This is a genomic window from Caldimonas hydrothermalis (assembly GCF_056746695.1).
In genome coordinates this window covers 13,823-29,502 of record NZ_JBWQXA010000002.1, presented here as the reverse complement: position 1 = coordinate 29,502, position 15,680 = coordinate 13,823, and the positions used below count along the sequence as shown (strand labels likewise).

14 protein-coding genes are annotated in these 15,680 nt (G+C 68.9%); 6 read left to right on the top strand and 8 right to left on the bottom strand.

The features are described 5' to 3' along the window. Positions 1-14: 14 nt before the first annotated feature. From AC1ECW_RS03390 to AC1ECW_RS03370, 5 genes are all read right to left on the bottom strand, one after another. Entirely contained in the window at positions 15-770 is a 756-nt protein-coding gene (locus AC1ECW_RS03390; protein ID WP_409704027.1) for an ABC transporter ATP-binding protein, read from the bottom strand. Continuing rightward, on the bottom strand, positions 767-1,525 hold the full coding sequence (locus AC1ECW_RS03385) for an ABC transporter ATP-binding protein (protein WP_409704041.1): 759 nt from the start codon (positions 1,523-1,525) through the stop codon (positions 767-769). Before AC1ECW_RS03385 ends, AC1ECW_RS03390 begins: the two co-directional genes overlap by 4 nt. Before the next feature lie 48 nt (positions 1,526-1,573). Beyond that, entirely contained in the window at positions 1,574-3,061 is a 1,488-nt protein-coding gene (locus AC1ECW_RS03380) for an extracellular catalytic domain type 2 short-chain-length polyhydroxyalkanoate depolymerase (RefSeq protein ID WP_409704025.1), read from the bottom strand. Between the two features lie 121 nt (positions 3,062-3,182). Further along, positions 3,183-4,385 (bottom strand): substrate-binding domain-containing protein, encoded by a 1,203-nt coding sequence (locus AC1ECW_RS03375; RefSeq protein ID WP_409704023.1) that lies wholly within the window; start codon positions 4,383-4,385, stop codon positions 3,183-3,185. 250 nt (positions 4,386-4,635) lie between these two features. Continuing rightward, positions 4,636-6,159: a sigma-54 interaction domain-containing protein gene (locus tag AC1ECW_RS03370; RefSeq protein WP_409704021.1), complete on the bottom strand. Its 1,524-nt coding sequence runs from the start codon at positions 6,157-6,159 to the stop codon at positions 4,636-4,638. A 134-nt stretch (positions 6,160-6,293) separates the two neighbouring features. Here AC1ECW_RS03370 and AC1ECW_RS03365 point away from each other — a divergent pair, with 134 nt between their 5' ends. The 5 genes from AC1ECW_RS03365 to AC1ECW_RS03345 all read left to right on the top strand — a co-directional run bounded on the left by AC1ECW_RS03365 (position 6,294) and on the right by AC1ECW_RS03345 (position 10,558). Continuing rightward, a complete protein-coding gene (locus tag AC1ECW_RS03365) occupies positions 6,294-6,731 on the top strand; it encodes an Hsp20/alpha crystallin family protein (RefSeq protein ID WP_409704019.1) in 438 nt (145 codons plus the stop codon). A gap of 17 nt (positions 6,732-6,748) precedes the next feature. Continuing rightward, entirely contained in the window at positions 6,749-7,150 is a 402-nt protein-coding gene (locus AC1ECW_RS03360; RefSeq protein WP_409704017.1) for an Hsp20/alpha crystallin family protein, read from the top strand. A gap of 35 nt (positions 7,151-7,185) precedes the next feature. Continuing rightward, the gene (locus AC1ECW_RS03355; RefSeq protein ID WP_409704015.1) at positions 7,186-7,692 is read left to right on the top strand and encodes an Hsp20/alpha crystallin family protein; all 507 of its coding nucleotides are present in this window, start codon (positions 7,186-7,188) and stop codon (positions 7,690-7,692) included. 126 nt (positions 7,693-7,818) lie between these two features. After that, entirely contained in the window at positions 7,819-8,943 is a 1,125-nt protein-coding gene (locus AC1ECW_RS03350; protein WP_409704013.1) for an LLM class flavin-dependent oxidoreductase, read from the top strand. Between the two features lie 64 nt (positions 8,944-9,007). Beyond that, positions 9,008-10,558: an acyl CoA:acetate/3-ketoacid CoA transferase gene (locus tag AC1ECW_RS03345; protein WP_409704011.1), complete on the top strand. Its 1,551-nt coding sequence runs from the start codon at positions 9,008-9,010 to the stop codon at positions 10,556-10,558. A gap of 18 nt (positions 10,559-10,576) precedes the next feature. On the opposite strand, the gene AC1ECW_RS03340 is transcribed toward AC1ECW_RS03345, so the two are convergent. Further along, entirely contained in the window at positions 10,577-11,470 is an 894-nt protein-coding gene (locus tag AC1ECW_RS03340) for a methyltransferase domain-containing protein (RefSeq protein ID WP_409704009.1), read from the bottom strand. Positions 11,471-11,682: 212 nt separating this feature from the next. Between AC1ECW_RS03340 and fusA the strand changes: the two genes are divergently transcribed. Next, on the top strand, positions 11,683-13,734 hold the full coding sequence (fusA, locus tag AC1ECW_RS03335; RefSeq protein ID WP_481201214.1) for an elongation factor G: 2,052 nt from the start codon (positions 11,683-11,685) through the stop codon (positions 13,732-13,734). Here the strand turns inward: fusA and AC1ECW_RS03330 are convergent. Continuing rightward, the gene (locus tag AC1ECW_RS03330; RefSeq protein ID WP_481201213.1) at positions 13,703-14,896 is read right to left on the bottom strand and encodes an MFS transporter; all 1,194 of its coding nucleotides are present in this window, start codon (positions 14,894-14,896) and stop codon (positions 13,703-13,705) included. The two genes, fusA and AC1ECW_RS03330, sit on opposite strands and share 32 nt — an antisense overlap. A gap of 25 nt (positions 14,897-14,921) precedes the next feature. After that, positions 14,922-15,659, bottom strand: coding sequence for a hypothetical protein (locus tag AC1ECW_RS03325; protein WP_409704003.1), 738 nt, complete (start codon positions 15,657-15,659; stop codon positions 14,922-14,924). Positions 15,660-15,680 lie beyond the last annotated feature (21 nt).

The following is a 15,680-nucleotide window of genomic DNA, read 5'->3' as shown; positions in this document are numbered from 1 at the left end:
CGCAGATCTCGTGTTCACTGGTGGGCCGCCAGCGACAGGCCCAGCAGGCGTTGCTGGAGTGCTTCGTCCTGGGCAAGTTCGGCCATGGTGCCGCGGTGCACGACGCGGCCGTCGTCCATCACCGCCACCTGGTCGCCCAGGGCCTTGGCCATCGCGAAGTTCTGCTCGACGAGCAAGATGGTGGTGCGCGTGGATTTCAGCTCGCGCAGGGCACCGATGAGGTTCTGGATGATGGCCGGGGCCAGGCCCTTGCTGGGCTCGTCGATGAGCAGCAGCTCGCGCGGCTCGACGATGGCACGCGCCACGGCCAGCATCTGCTTCTGCCCGCCCGAGAGCTTGCCGGCGGGGTAGAGCCAGAACTTCTTCAGCGCAGGAAAGAGCGCGAAGATCCATTCCAGGCGCTGCGTGTCGAGGTCGTCCACCGTCTGCGCGCCACGCGCGGCCAGCAGCAGGTTTTCCTTGACGCTGAGGTCGCTGAAGATGCCCATGCTCTCGGGCACGTAGGCGATGCCGCGCTGCGCGATGTCGGGGGTGCCCAGCTTCACGCCGGGGCCGCCGATGGCCTCGCCCTTGAAGCGGATGCCGCCCTGTTGGGCCGACCACAGGCCCATGATGGTGCGCAGCGTGGTGGTCTTGCCCGCGCCATTGCGGCCCAGCAGCATGGTGACCTGCCCGGCAGGCACCTCGAAGTCCACGCCGTGCAGGATGTGGTATGCGCCGATGTGGGTGTGCACGCCCGACAGGCTGAGCACGATGTCGTTGGGGTTCATGCAGCCTCCGTCATGTCGGCCGTGCCCATGTACGCGCTTTGCACGATGGGCAGGTTCATCACGTGGGCCGGTTCGCCGTCGGCCAGGAGCTGGCCGTTGTGCAGCACGATGATGCGGTCGGCCAGCTCGCGCACCACGTCCATCTTGTGTTCGACGAGCAAGATGGTCTTGTCGCGCCGCTCCTTGAGCGATCGGATCAGTTCGAGCACCACCGGCACCTCGTCCACGCTCATGCCGGCGGTGGGTTCGTCGAACATGTAGACCTTGGGGTCCAGCGCCATCATCAGCGCCACCTCCAGCTTGCGCTGGTCGCCATGCGGCAGGCTGGACGCAGTGGCATGGGCCTTGTCGGCCAACCGAACCGCTTCCAGCCGGGCATGGGCTTCGTCGATGTAGTCCTTCTGATCGAGCCACACGCGCAGCAGTTGCAGCGCACCGCCATGGCGCGACTGCACGGCCAGGCGCACGTTCTCCAGCACCGTGAGGTTGGGAAACAGCTGCGTGAGCTGGAAGGCGCGCCCGAGCCCGCGCCGGGTGCGCAACGGCGCGGGCAGATGACCGATCTCCTCCCCGTCGAGCCGCACGCTGCCGCTTGTCGCCTTGAGCTGCCCGGAAATGAGGTTGAAATAGGTCGTCTTGCCCGCGCCGTTGGGCCCGACGATGGCCGTCAGCGTGCCGGGCTGGAAGGCACAGCTGACGCGGTCCACGGCCACGTGTCCGCCGAAGCGGATCGTGAGATCCTGGGTTTCGAGCACGCCGCTCATTGCTGCTTCACTTTCTGTGTCGATGAATCGAAGAGGCCCTCAGGGACAGGTGCCGATGACGTAGTGGTTGGGCCCCGTCTGCTTCAGGGTCGTGGTGGTGTAGATGTTCCACAAGCCCATGTACTGGTTGGAGCCGTTCGCATAGGTGTATCCCCAGGCCGCATACGCCCGGCCTGCGGTGGTGTGGGCATAGTTGCTGGCCGTGTAGCAGGTGGCCGGGGGCGGGGCGGTGCCCGTGGTGGTGCCACTGGCCGGCGCGGATGGGGCGCTTTCCGCCCCGTTGCCATCGACGGCCGTGACCGTCCACTGGTAGGTGGTGGCCGGGGCGAGCCCGGTGTCGGTATAGCTGGTGCCGGTGACTGCACTGGTGGTCTTCTTCTCACCGTTGCGATAGACGTGGTAGCCCGCCGCCCCCTGCACCGAGGCCCAGGAGATCACCATCGAGGTGTCGGTGGCACCCGAGGTGCTCACACCGGTGGGCGCGGGCAGCGAGGACGTGGGCGCGCCGCTGGCGAGGTGATCCACCATGGCCTTGATGGCGCTGATCTGGGACCCGCCTTTCTGGGCGAAGTGGCTGCCGTACCAGCCGATCCAGTCCCAGCAGGCGTTGGGGTTGGCGAGCGAGCCGCTGGCGGCCGTGCTGCGGCTGGTGTTGTCCACCTTCGTCTGCGGGAAGAGCACGACGATGCGGTTGGTGTCGGCCCAGCGGGTGTAGCCGGTGTTCTTGATGAACTTGTCGCCGATCTGCGAATAGCTCTGCAGGCAGCCGTGCAGGGCCACGTGCAGCTTGCACTGGGCGCCACCGGCACAGTCGGCCGGCACGTAGACCCAGCCGGTGGAGGCCATGCCGGGGTTGCTGGTGAAGCTGCTCTGGCTGAACTCGATGTAGTTGCTGGCCGCCGGGCTGTTGTTGCGGGGGTTGAGCGTGCCGTAGATCCGCGTCAGCACGGCCTTGGCACCGTCGTAGCCACAGTTGCTGATGTAGGGGGAGGACGTGCTGCTGCAACTGTTGTTGCCGGTGGCGTCGAAGTCGGTGGGAAAGACGTGGGCCGTGCCGCTGCGCTTGACGTATTCGACATTGCCCGAGGGCACCGCGTTGTTGGTGTACTGCTTGCGCAAGGCGTCCATGGGGTTGGGGCCGATCGTGCTGTCGCTCGTGCCCACGAACATGTAGATCCTCTGGTTGGCGATACCGGCCTTGTTGTCGATCTGCGAGCCGCTCCAGTTGTTGATGCTCGACTGCATCGCCGAGAGCTGGCTGTCGCTGATCGTGGCGTTGTACATGCAGGCGGTGTAGTTGTTGAGCCCCGCACACATGTAGGGTCCGGCGGCGAACACACCCACCCCCATGAAGGTGGACGAGTACGCCACACCGAGCTGGTTGGCCATGAATCCGCCGGAGGACAGGCCGGACACGCTGATCTTGCTCTTGTCGATGTTGAGCTTGGGCAGGGCCTGCACGGCCAGGGCCGGGCCTGCCAGCAAGGCGGCTGCCGCCGCCCACCAATGAACCATCCTGAACTTCATCGTCTTGTCTCCTCGTTGTATGGGTGGGTGAGTCCCCCCCTGCCCCGTGTGTCCGGGGTCCTTCGGAACGATGCTGCTTGTGTCGAGTCGCGGGCTGCGGCATGCCGCGGCCCGCGCAGGCTCAGCGCTTGTTGCGGATGGGCACCTGCATCTCGATGGGCCGGATCTCGCGCACGAGTTCCGGCACACCCCAGGCAAAGGCCGGGTCGTCCTTGATGCGGAAGTGGTACATGCTCTGCATGGCCTGGTGGTCTTCCTTGCGGAAGGTCATCGGGCCCTTGGGCGTGTCGAAGCTCATGCCTTCCATCGTGGCAATGAGCTTGTTGGTGCTGGTGTCGCCGCCGGTCTTCTTCAGCGCGGTGACGATGGCCATGGCCGCCGAGAAGCCGCCGGCGGTGAAGAAGTCGGGCGGGCTCTTGAACTTGCTGTAGTGGTTGGCCACCAGCCACTCGTTGACCGGGTTCTTCGGGATGCCAAAGTAGTAGTAAGTGGCGCCTTCCATGCCCGGGAACTGCTTGTAGGCCGCCATGGCCGGCAGGATGTTGCCGCCGGTGGCGATCTCGATGCCGTAGCGCTTGAGGTCGAGGTCGGCGATCTTGAAGGGGTTGCCCGCACCGGCCCAGATGATGAAGATCACCTTGCGGCCGGGCTGGTCCTTGAGCTTGTCGATCAGGCGCTGCGCCCCGGCGGTGAAGTCGGTGGTGTTGGTGGGCAGGTACTCCTCATGGACGATCTTGGCCTTGCGGATCGCCCCCTTGAAGGCGGCCACGCCGTCGCGACCGAAGGCATAGTCCTGGGCCAGCGTGGCGATCACGGTGCCTTCCTTGTCCAGCGCCACAGCGTTGGAGATGGCGTCTTGCGAGCTGTTGCGGCCGGTGCGGAAGATGTACTTGTTCCACTTCTCGCCGGTGATGGAGTCGGCCACAGCGGGCTCGACCAGCAGGATCTTCTTGTACTCCTCGGCCACCGGCAGCATGGCCAGGGCCACGCCGGAGGAGGTGGGGCCCACGGCCAAGTCGACCTTGTCGTCAGCATAGGCGGCGGCCAGCAGCGACTTGCCCACGTCGGGCTTGCCCTGATCGTCCTTCTCGATCACCACGATCTTGCGGCCCGCCACCTGCATGGTGCCGCCGGTGGCGTACTCCAGGCCCAGCATCAGGCCGGTCTGGGTCTGCTTGCCATAGGCCTCCAGCGGACCGGTCTTGCTGTAGACATGGGCAATGCGGATGTCCTTGCCCTGGGCCTGGGCAAGGCCCGTGCCGGGTGCGGCCAGCGCCGCAACGGCCAGGGCGAGGAAGGCGCGACGAATGGGATGCGCGGTCATGGTGTGGTGTCTCCTGAAGTTGTCGTGGCGGATCCCTCCGCCACCTAGCCACCGCCCCGGAGGATTCGGGCCGGACACCCGGATTTCGCAAGGCGCGTGCCTGGTCCGGGCCACTCCCCCAAGCCTTTGTCATCATTGAGATTTCCAATCAATATCAGGGTTTACCCGAAACTTTTCTGAGACGGCGCCGTCTGGAAATCAGACAGCGTTTCCCCGAAGGGATTGGATGGATTCCGGACAGTGTCTGATTTCAGGACAGCTGGCGCAGCTCGGGCCAGGCGGCCAGTTTTTCGTAGAGCGTGGCGCGCGAGATGCGCAACAGGCGGGCAGCTGCGAGCTTGTTGCCACCGGTGGCGCGCAGGGCCTCGGCGATGGCGCGGCGCTCGAGCTCGGCCACGGCCTCGGCCAGCGGGCGCACGCGGGGGGCCTGCCGCTCCAGGGCCGCCGCGCGGGCCTCGCCCGCGCCTTCACCGGCCGCGGCAGAGACGGCCGGGGCGTCCCCGGGTGAGAGCACACGCATGAAATGGCGCGCCTCCAGGCGCAGGTCGTCGGTGAGCAGGCTCACCTGCTCGAGCACATTGCGCAGCTCGCGGATGTTGCCCCGCCAGGGGTGACGACGCAGGATCTCCAGGGCAGCGGGCGTCACCTCCCGGTGGGGCATGCCGCTGCGCCGGGCGATGTCCTCCTCGAGCGCCTCGACCAGGGCCTCCAGGTCGCCCAGGCGCTCGCGCAGGGCCGGAATGCGGATGGGCACCACGTTGAGCCGGTAATAGAGGTCTTCGCGGAACCGGCCCTGGGCCACCAGCGCCGGCAGGTCGCGGCTGGTGGCGGCGATGACCCGCACGTCGATCTTGATCACCTGGTTGGAGCCCAGGGGCTCGATCTCCTGCTCCTGCAGCGCACGCAGCAGCTTGGCCTGCAGCGATGCGGGCATGTCGCCGATCTCATCGAGAAAGAGCGTGCCGCCGTCGGCGAGCTTGAACTTGCCGTCGCGGCCCTTGCGGTCGGCCCCGGTGTAGGCGCCAGGGGCCACGCCGAAGAACTCGGCCTCCAGCAGGGTCTCGGGCACGGCAGCGATGTTCACGCCGATGAAAGGCCGCCGCGAGCGCGACGACGCAGCATGGATCGCATGCGCCAGCAGCTCCTTGCCGGTACCGGTCTCGCCCAGCAGCAGCACAGTGCTGTCGGTGCCGGCCACGCGACGGGCCTGGCGCTTGACCTCCATGGCCTCGGGGCTGGTGCCGATGAAGCTGGCAAAGGTGTACTTGGGCCGCCGCTGCTCGGCCAGCTGTTTGCGCGCATCGTCGAGATCGCGCTGCAGCATCGCGAACTTCTTCATCAGTGGCTGCATCGTGCTCTCGGGATGCGCCATCAACACCAGGCCGAGCGCACCGATCACCTCGCCCGCCTCGTCGCGCAGCGGGATGCGGCTGACGAGGAAGGTGCCCGCCTTGTTGGTGAGCAGGTCCACCAGGATGGGCCGTCCGGTGGCGATCACCTCGTGCATCAGCGTGTTGGGCACCACCTCTTCGACCGGGTGCCCGACGAAGTCGGCTTCGTCCTTCAGACCCAGGGCCGGCAGGAACTGCTTGTAGCCCTCGCTGATCCAGACCACACGGCCACTGCGATCCACGACCATCATGCCCTCGGCCGTCTCGGCGAAGAGCTGGAACATCGAGCGTGCGGCCATCTCCAGCACGCTGCGGGCATCACGCGGCAGGTCGCTGGCGGCGTCCAGGGGGTCGAGCACTCGGGAAGCAGACATCACGCGCATGCTACCCGCTCGGGCCGGCTCTGAGGCTGCGGGCTTTGCCGGGGCCGCACCGCCACACCCTTGAAACGCCGCGGCGCCATCCCTACATCGGAGGCAGGGTCTCAAGGCCCATCCCGATTGACGGAGGACACACCATGTATCGCTCGCTTTTTCCACGCGACCTGTTCGCCGAATTGGATCGCCTGCAGCGTGAGATGCAGCAGGTCTTCGATCTGTCGCCCAGCATCCGCGGCTTCGGCCGTGGGGGCTTTCCTGCGCTCAACATCGGCAGCACGCCCGCGTCGGTCGAGGTCTACGCCTTTGCGCCCGGCCTGGATCCGGCGCGCATCGAGGTCAGCCTCGACCGGGGCGTGCTGACGCTGGCCGGCGAGCGTGCGCCCCTGGCCGGTGCCAGCGACGAGAAGCAGACGCTGCACATCAATGAGCGCTTCGACGGACGCTTCCGCCGCGTGATCAGCCTGCCCGACGACATCGACCCGGCCGGCGTGAATGCCAGCTACCGCGATGGCGTGCTGCAGGTCAGCATCCCGCGCAAGGCCAGCGCCCAGCCGCGGCGCATTGAAGTTCAATGAACGCAAGGAGTGACGCCATGAACACGACCACTGCCGTGACCACCCCCGGCGACACCGCCGTGCGCAGCGCCGGCAACGACCGCAGCGAGCCCGCGCTCGTGCCGCCGGTGGACGTGATCGAGGACAGCACCGGCATCACGCTGTACGCCGACCTGCCGGGCGTGCCCAGGGATCGCCTGAACCTGCGGGTGGAGGGTGACACACTCAGCCTGGAAGGTGAGATGCAGCTTCCCCTGCCGCAGCAGATGACGCCCAGCCATGCCGAGGTGCAGCTCTCGCGCTTCCGCCGCACCTTCACGCTGAGCAAGGAGCTCGACCCCGACAAGGTCAGCGCCGAGCTCACCCACGGCGTGCTGCGGGTGCGCATCCCCAAGGCCGAGCACGCCCAGCCGCGCCGCGTCGAGGTGCGCGTGGCCTGAGCTGCGGCCCGTCCGACATCGAATGGAGGCCCGACATGACGATGAAAGACATCCGTGAAGGCTTCGACTCGCTGTGGGACAGCCTTTCCGAGGGGTGGTCGCGCCTGCGCGACTCCGCGCGTGGCGCCCTCACCCGGTTCCGCGCCGGCGACGAAGCCCACCTGCCCGACCGCAGCCGCGTCGACGACACCAGCTTCATCGCCTCGCACGGCTGGGCGTTGATCGGCGGCGACGTCTTCGAGGACGAACGCCGCCTGGTCGTGCGCCTGGAGGTGCCAGGCATGGACAAGAAGGACTTCGACATCGAGGTGCGTGACGACGTGCTCGTCGTGCGCGGCGAGAAGCGCTTCGAGCAGGAGTCCAGCGATGGCCGCTGGCGCGTGCTGCAGTGTGCCTATGGCAGCTTCGAGCGCACGGTGCCGCTGCCCGTGCCGGTGAAGGCCGAGCAGGCCCAGGCCCGCTACCGGGACGGCGTGCTGCGTATCGAGCTGCCCAAGGCCCGTCCCGGCAGCGCCCGGCGCATCCAGCTCCAGGTGAGCTGACCCCGGCGGCGACCCGCCTGCCCCCGCGCGAATCGGGGGGGCGGGTCGGCGACCTTTGCCCTGCATCAACCCCGGGGCGTGAGGGCGCTGGTGTGATCGGCCTGACCGATCCCCGGAGCCGCTGCCATGCCCTCACCCCATCCCGATGCAGCCGACCGCCCGCTCAAGCACAGCCTGTACTACTTCGCCAGCGACGAAGGCGGCGCCAGTGCGGCGGACAAGCGACGCCTGCTCTTCGACAGTGCCCGCTTTGCCGACCACCACGGCTTTTGCGCCGTGTGGGCTCCCGAGCGCCACTTCCACGCCTTTGGCGGACTCTCGCCCAACCCCTCGGTCACGGCGGCTGCGCTCGCTGCGATCACCTCGAACGTTCGCATCCGCTCGGGCAGCGTGGTACTGCCTCTGCACCCCGTCGCCCGCGTGGCCGAGGAATGGGCGCTGGTGGACGTGCTCTCGGGCGGGCGGGTGGACCTGGGGCTGGCCTCGGGCTGGTTCCCCAACGACTTCGTGCTGGCCCCGCCAGGCAGCTACGAACGCCGCGGCCCACTGCTGTTCGAGCGCCTGGAAGAACTGCGCCGCCTGTGGCGCGGTGAGCCCTTCGAGGCGGTGAACCCGCTGGGCGACACCGTGAGCCTGCGCACCCTGCCCCGCCCCGTGCAGCCCGAACTGCCGGTGTGGATCACCGCGGCCGGCAACCCCGACACCTTCGCCCGCGCCGGCCGCCTGGGTGTGAACGTACTGACCCACCTGCTGGGCCAGAGCCTGGAGGCGCTGGCCGGGAAGATCGCCATCTACCGCCAGGCCTGGGCCGAGGCCGGCCACCCCGGGCGCGGCGAGATCGCGCTGATGCTGCACGCCTACGTGGGCGACGATGACGACGCCGTGCGCCGCACCGTGCGCGCGCCCATGCTGCACTACCTGGCCAGCTCGGCCCAGCTCGTGGGCCACTACACGGCTTCGGTGCCCTTCTTCCAGCAACGCTGCGCCGTGGACACTGGCGCCCTCACGGCGCAGGACGTGGACGACGCGCTGGCCTTCTCGTTCGAGCGCTACTACCAGACCAGCTCGCTGCTGGGCACGGTGGACGACTGCCTGGACCGCCTGGACCGCATGCGCGCCATCGGCGTGGACGAGATCGCCTGCCTGATCGACTTCGGCGTGCCCACCGACGATGTGCTCGCCGCCCTGCCGCGGCTGGCCGAGCTCTTCGAGTTGGCCAACGTCAGCGAAGCGGAGCTGGCGGCCGTCTAGGTCAATGACCGCTGCCGGCTGGCGTGATACTTGGAGGCTGTGCTGCTTCTCGAGTCCACGCGCCATGCAAGTCATCACCGCGGCCCAGGCCGCTGCCCTGATCCAGGACCGCTGGACGGTCGCCACCGCCGGCTTCGTCGGCGCCGGCCATGCCGAGGCCGTCAGCGCGGCGATCGAACGCCGCTTTGAGGCCGAAGGCGCTCCGCGCGATCTCACCTTGCTGTACGCCGCGGGCCAAGGCGACCGCGGCCGGCGCGGCGTCAACCACTTCGGCCATGCGGGGCTGGTGCGGCGTGTCATCGGCGGGCACTGGATCTCGGCACCGCGCCTGGGCGACCTGGTGGAGCGCAACGAGATCGAGGCCTACAACTGGCCGCAAGGGGTGATCGCCCACCTCTTCCGCGCGATTGCCGGCGGCAAGCCGGGGGTCATCACGCGCATCGGATTGCACACCTTCGTCGATCCGCGCCACGATGGCGGCCGGCTCACGCCGCGCACCACCGAGAACCTCGTGCAACTGCTCAGCCTCAACGGCGAGGAGCAACTGCTCTACCCCAGCTTCCCGATCCACTGCGGCCTCATCCGCGCCACCACCGCCGACGAGCGCGGCAATCTCACCACCGAGCACGAGCCCTTCCACCAAGACCTGCTGGCCATCGCCCAAGCCGCGCGCAACTGCGGCGGCATCGTGATCGCCCAGGTCAAGCGCCTGACCCGTGCGGGCAGCATGAACCCCAACCTCGTGCGCGTGCCGGGCATCCTGGTGGACTACGTCGTGGTCACCGAAGACCCGGCCGACCACTGGATGACCTTCGGTGAGGCCTACAACCCCGCCTACACCGGCGAGGTGCGCGAGCCCGAACACGCTTTCGAGCCTGCGCCGCTGGATCTGCGCAAGATCGTGCAGCGCCGCGCCTTCCTCGAACTGAAGAAGCTGCGCAAACCCGTCGTGAACCTCGGCGTGGGCATGCCCGCGGGCCTCGGGGTGATCGCCCGCGAGGAAGGCCACAGCGACTTCACCCTCACGGTGGAAGCCGGCCCGGTGGGCGGCACGCCGGCGCAGCTCTTGAGCTTTGGCGCGAGCACCAACCCCGAGGCCATCATCGACCATGCGGCAATGTTCGACTTCTACGATGGCGGCGGCATCGACATCGCCTTCCTGGGTCTGGCCGAACTCGACCCGAAGGGTAACGTCAACGTCAGCCGCTTCGGCCGCCGCATCGCGGGTGTGGGCGGCTTCATCAACATCACCCAGACCGCGCGGCGCGTGGTGCTGATGGGCACGCTCACCGCCGAGGGGCTGGAGGTCGAAGCCGGCGGCGGGCGGCTGCGCATTGTGCGCGAAGGGCGTGTGAAGAAGCTGGTGCCGCAGGTGGGCCATCTCAGCTTCAACGGGCCCTATGTGCGCAGCCTCGGGCGCGACATCCTCTACGTCACCGAACGCGCCGTTTTCGAGCTGCGCGAGGGCGGCCTCACGCTCACCGAAATCGCCCCGGGGCTGGACCTGCAACGCGACGTGCTCGACGCCTGCGGCGCCCCGGTGGCCGTGGCCGAGGACCTGCGCCCCATGGACCCGCGCATCTTCACCGACGCGCCGATGCGCCATGCGGGTTGACCGGCGGCGGGTCCGTCTTCAGGACCGGGTCGCAGAGAAGGGCCGGCGCTGGCCGCTGGGGTCGATCACCGTGCCGCTCATGCGGCCGTCGTGACCGGCCCGGCCCTCGAAACGATGGCGGCGGCCCTGCCCATCCACGGCCGTGAAGCGGATGGCCCCGCCACGCAGCTCGGGCTGGTCGAGCGGCGCCTCGCGCCCTCCCCAGATCATGCGGCCCTGGATCTTCTGGTAGGTCTGCGACAGGCTCAGCTTCAGCGTCTCGCCCATCGTGCCGCTGCCGACCTGCACCGACCAGTCCCCCGCCACCTTGGCTGGCACCACCCAGAACAGTGCCCGGCGACCGTCCAGCTCGCGCACCTCATCGGGTGGCCAGTCGCCCATGTCGAACTGGTGCGAGGTCACGCGCGTGCCCGGCTTCATCTCCAGCAGGATCGGACGCAGCTTCTCGTTCAGCGACGGCAGCAGGTACAGCGTGATCACGTCGGCGTCGCGGAAGTCCGACTCGAAAATGTCGCCCTGCATGAAGGTGACGTTCTTCACCCCGGCGCGCTGGGCATTGCGCCTGGACAGCGCCACCAAGTCCGGGTTGTACTCGATGCCCAGGGCCCGTGCGCCCCGTCGGGCCGCGGCGATCGCGATCTTGCCGTCGCCCGAGCCCAGATCCACCACATAGTCCTTCTGGGTGACCTTGGCCATGTCCAGCATCGCCTGCACCACCTCGTCCGGCGTGGGCACCCACACCACGTCCTTGCCGGGCTGGCCCACTTCGGGCTGGTAGGCCTCGTCGCCATGCCGCAATTGGGCCAGCGCGACGACAGGGGTCAGGCCCAGCAGCAAGGCGGCGCCGCCTGCCGTCCAGACGACACGCCGGCGGGCGATCGGTTCGTTCAAAGCACAGGCCACAGGGTTCATGCTTCCTCCTGAGCGTTGGGACGATGCCTTGAGAACGCGACGGCCCGGGTCGAGTTCCGGCCGGCCGTGCGGCGAACGCACCCATGCGTGGCATGGCCGCCCCCTTGCCGGCTCAGGGACGATCCCTTACGCTGTGTCCGTCCGGTCGGCCCGTCATGGCCGGCGGCCGAGACCGCCTCGCGGCGGGCGGTACGCCCTAGGAGGAAAGCGCCATGCCCACGACACCGTCCCCCAGGACCGCCACGATCCGCAACCTGGCCCTGGTGGGGCAAAGCGCGTCGGGCAAAACCAGCCTCGTCGAAGCCCTGCTGCACCGCGCCGGCCGCATCAATGCCCCCGGCAGCCTGGAGCGCGGGACCACCGTGTCCGACTTCGACCCGCTGGAACGCAAGTTCCAGCACTCCCTCAACACCAGTATCGTCAGCCTCGAGCACGGCGGCTCGCTGATCCAGTTGCTCGACACCCCGGGGCTGCCCGACTTCCTCGGCCAGGCGCTGCCCGCGCTCGAGGCGGTGGAGACCGCCGCCATCGTCCTCAACGCGGCCGCCGGCATCGAGCCCCTGGCCACTCGCATGATGGACTGGGCCCGCCAGCGCGAGCTGTGCCGGCTGATCGTCGTCAACAAGATCGACGCCGAACGTGTCGACCTGCCGGGTGTGCTCGCGCAGATCCAGGAAGCCTTCGGCAAGGAGTGCCTGCCGCTCAACCTGCCGGCCGGCGGCGGCACCCGGGTGGTCGACTGCTTCTTCAATCCGTCCGGCGAGGCGGATTTTTCGTCGGTGGAGGCCGCGCATCGCGCGCTGGTCGAGCAGGTGGTGGAAGTCGATCCCGACTTCGTCGAGCGCTACCTCAACGACGGCGACGTCGACCCGCGCGAGCTGCACGCCCCGCTGGAGCAGGCCCTGCGCGAAGGCCACCTCATTCCGGTGTGCTTCACCTCGGCGCGCAACGGGGCTGGCGTGGCCGAGCTGCTCGACGTGATGGCCGCCTTGATGCCGCACCCCGGCGAAGGCAATCCGCCGCACTTCCTCGAAGGCGAAGGGCCCCAGGCCCGGCGCGTGCGGGCCGAGCCCGACGCCAGCCGCCACGTGCTGGCCCATGTGTTCAAGGTGGTCAGCGACCCCTATGTCGGCAAGCTTGGCCTCTTCCGCGTGCACCAGGGCACCGTCACCCGCGACAGCCTGCTCTATGTGGGCGACGGCCGCAAGCCCTTCAAGGTCGGCCACCTCTTTGCCGTGCATGGCAAAGACCACGTCGAGATCCCCAGCGCCGGCCCGGGCGAGATCGCTGCCGTGGCCAAGGTCGACGAGATCCACTACGACGCCGTGCTGCACGACGCCGCCGAGGACAGCCGCATCCACCTCGAACCCTTGCCCTTCCCGGTGCCCGTGCATGGCCTGGCCATCGAGCCCAGACGCCGCGGCGACGAGCAGCGCATGTGGGAAGTGCTGCAAAAGCTCGTCGAGGAAGACCCCTGCCTGAAGGTCGAGCACGTGGCCGCCACCAACGAAACCGTGGTGTACGGCCTGGGCGAGATGCACCTGCGCGTGCTGCTCGAACGCATGACCGAGTTCTACAAATGCGAGGTCGTCACGCGGCCGCCGCGCATCGCCTACCGCGAAACCATCACCCAGGCCGCCGAGGGCCACCACCGCCACAAGAAGCAGACCGGCGGGGCCGGCCAGTTCGGCGAAGTCTTCCTGCGCATCGAACCCCTGCCGCGCGGGGCCGGCTTCGAGTTCGTCGACGAGGTCAAGGGAGGAGCCATCCCCGGCGTCTTCATTCCGGCGGTCCAGAAGGGCGTGCGCCAGGCCATGGACGGCGGCGTCATCGCCGGCTACCCGGTGCAAGACGTGCGCGTGGTCGTGTACGACGGCAAGCACCACTCGGTCGACTCCAAGGAGATCGCCTTCATCACCGCCGGCCGCAAGGCCTTCATCGATGCGATGCTCAAGGCCGGCCCCATCGTGCTGGAGCCCATCGTCAAACTCGAGGTGGCCGCCCCCGAGGCCCACATCGGCGACATCACCGGCGATCTGGCCACCAAGCGCGGCCAGATCAACGGCACCCGCGCCCTCTCACCGGGCACCCTGGCCGTGCTGGGCCAGGCCCCGCTGTCCGAGCTCAACGGCTACCAGGCCCGGTTGCACGCCCTCACCGCCGGCCACGGCAGCTACATCGCCGAGTTCTCACACTACGAGCCCGTGCCCCCGGCGGTGCAGCAACAACTCGTCAGTCAGTTCCGGCCGCGCGAGGACGAGTGAGCCCGCGCATCATCCACAGGCCCAGCGCCGGCCCCAGGGCCAGCCAGGGCAGCAGTGCGGCCACATCGACGCGCGAGGCCAGCATCGCAAAGAGCTGGATGCTGACGATGGAGACCGCAAAGCCGATGCTGTTGACCAGCGTGAGCAGGCTGCCCACCGCTTCGCGCGGGGCGTTTTGCGCCGTCAGCGTCGAAAACTGCGGGGAGTCGCCCACCACCGTGATGCCCCACACGGCCAGCCACAGGGTAAAGACTGGGCCGGGAGCGTTCAGCATCCACGGCGCCAGCAGGCAGCACAGGCCGCTGGCGGCAAGCTGCACGCTGGCCACGCGGGCACTGCCGACGCGGCGCGCCAGCAGCCCGCCGCCCACGCAGCCCAGGGTGCCCAGCGCGATCACGGCAAAGGCCGCGGCCGAGGCGGGTGCGCCCGCCAGCCGGGTGCCGACGATGGCTGGCAGCAGCACCCAGAAGGTGTAGAGCTCCCACATGTGGCCGAAGTAGCCGAAGGCCGAGGCCCGCACCGGGCGGTGCGTCCACAAGGCCCCCAGGGCGCGCCATTGCAGGCGGGCCGACCGCGGCAGGTGCGGCCCGTCGGGCACGGTGGCCGCCAGCAGCAAGCCGCCGGCCAGCGCCAGCAGCGACACCACGTCCATCACCTGCTGCCAGGGCCAGTCCGTACCCAGCGCGCGCAGCAGGTGCGGGCTGGCCGTGCCCAGCACCAGCGCGCCCACCAGCCAGCCCAGGGCGGCGCCAAGGCCTTGCGGATACCAGCTCGCCGCGATCTTCATGCCCACCGGGTAGATGCCGGCCAGGAAGAAGCCGGTGGCAAACCGCAGCCCCAGCAAGACCTCGAGCGAGCCGGCGGCATGCGCCCCCAGGGCATTGCAGACGGCCCCCGCCACCGCGCAGGCCAGGAACACCCACCGCGGCGAGAAACGGTCGGCCACCGACAGCACCGCGAACACCAGGGTGCCCGTGATGAAGCCCAGTTGCACCGCCGAAGTGAGCGTGCCCGCCGCCGCAGGCCCCAGCGCCCAGTCGCGCTGCAGGTCGGGCATCACGGCATTGACGGCAAACCACAGCGAGGTGCCGGCGAACTGGGCCAGCACGATGACGGGCAGCACATGGGCCGGCGCGGCCGCCGGCAAGGACGATGCGGACATGCCCCGCACGATACGCCACCACCGCTCAAGGCTGCAGACGCTCCAAACCCGCCAGGTCCAGATCGTCGAGCGCAGCGCGCAGGGTCTTCAAATCCATGCCGTCGGCCAGCGCCTCCACCGCCACCCCGTTGGCCAGCACCCAATGCACCTGTGCCGGCATGGCATCGGCCGCCTCCACCTCGCGCCGCACGCGCCCTTGCTCGAAGCGCACCGTCTCTTGGCGCCCGGCCCGTTGCGCATCGGCGGCGGCGCGTTGCCACTCGGCCATCACCGCCCATACCGACAGCCCCCCCGTGTCGCTGACCGACAGCGCGATACGGCGCGACGCATCCACACCGTACTGCGTGCTCACCGACACGCTGGCCGCCCCCAAAGACTCGTCCCCAAAGGTGTCGCTCGGTTGCCGCGGCAAGCCGCCCAATTGCAACGGCAGCACCGCCTCGATCTGCTGTGGCCGCAGCGTGGGCCTCGTCCCCAGCCCCATGACCTCGTTGAGCGCACGCTGGGCCTGCGCCGCCGCCTCGTCGCGGCCCTCGCGCAAAGCCTGGTCTCGCTCGCGCAAGGCTTGCTCCAGGCGCTGACGGGCAGCCTCCAACGCCGCCTGCTGCTGCGGCGCCAGCGCCGGCACCTGGGCAGTCGGGACAGGCCCGTCCAGCCCAGAACGGCTCCACCAGAACCCTGCCGCCAACACGCCGCCCAGCATGACCACCACCCCGAGGGCCTTGAGCCCGTGCCCCCCGCTGGCCCTCCACCATGAGCCCATGCCCCGCCTCCTCGATCACGG

Bases quoted from the DNA above. Each gene is read 5' to 3' on its own strand.
- AC1ECW_RS03390 (WP_409704027.1), bottom strand. From the start codon at position 770: ATGAACCCCAACGACATCGTGCTCAGCCTGTCGGGCGTGCACACCCAC.
- AC1ECW_RS03380 (WP_409704025.1), bottom strand. From the start codon at position 3,061: ATGAAGTTCAGGATGGTTCATTGGTGGGCGGCGGCAGCCGCCTTGCTG.
- AC1ECW_RS03375 (WP_409704023.1), bottom strand. From the start codon at position 4,385: ATGACCGCGCATCCCATTCGTCGCGCCTTCCTCGCCCTGGCCGTTGCG.
- AC1ECW_RS03370 (WP_409704021.1), bottom strand. From the start codon at position 6,159: ATGCGCGTGATGTCTGCTTCCCGAGTGCTCGACCCCCTGGACGCCGCC.
- AC1ECW_RS03365 (WP_409704019.1), top strand. From the start codon at position 6,294: ATGTATCGCTCGCTTTTTCCACGCGACCTGTTCGCCGAATTGGATCGC.
- AC1ECW_RS03360 (WP_409704017.1), top strand. From the start codon at position 6,749: ATGAACACGACCACTGCCGTGACCACCCCCGGCGACACCGCCGTGCGC.
- AC1ECW_RS03355 (WP_409704015.1), top strand. From the start codon at position 7,186: ATGACGATGAAAGACATCCGTGAAGGCTTCGACTCGCTGTGGGACAGC.
- AC1ECW_RS03350 (WP_409704013.1), top strand. From the start codon at position 7,819: ATGCCCTCACCCCATCCCGATGCAGCCGACCGCCCGCTCAAGCACAGC.
- AC1ECW_RS03345 (WP_409704011.1), top strand. From the start codon at position 9,008: ATGCAAGTCATCACCGCGGCCCAGGCCGCTGCCCTGATCCAGGACCGC.
- AC1ECW_RS03340 (WP_409704009.1), bottom strand. From the start codon at position 11,470: ATGAACCCTGTGGCCTGTGCTTTGAACGAACCGATCGCCCGCCGGCGT.
- fusA (WP_481201214.1), top strand. From the start codon at position 11,683: ATGCCCACGACACCGTCCCCCAGGACCGCCACGATCCGCAACCTGGCC.
- AC1ECW_RS03330 (WP_481201213.1), bottom strand. From the start codon at position 14,896: ATGTCCGCATCGTCCTTGCCGGCGGCCGCGCCGGCCCATGTGCTGCCC.
- AC1ECW_RS03325 (WP_409704003.1), bottom strand. From the start codon at position 15,659: ATGGGCTCATGGTGGAGGGCCAGCGGGGGGCACGGGCTCAAGGCCCTC.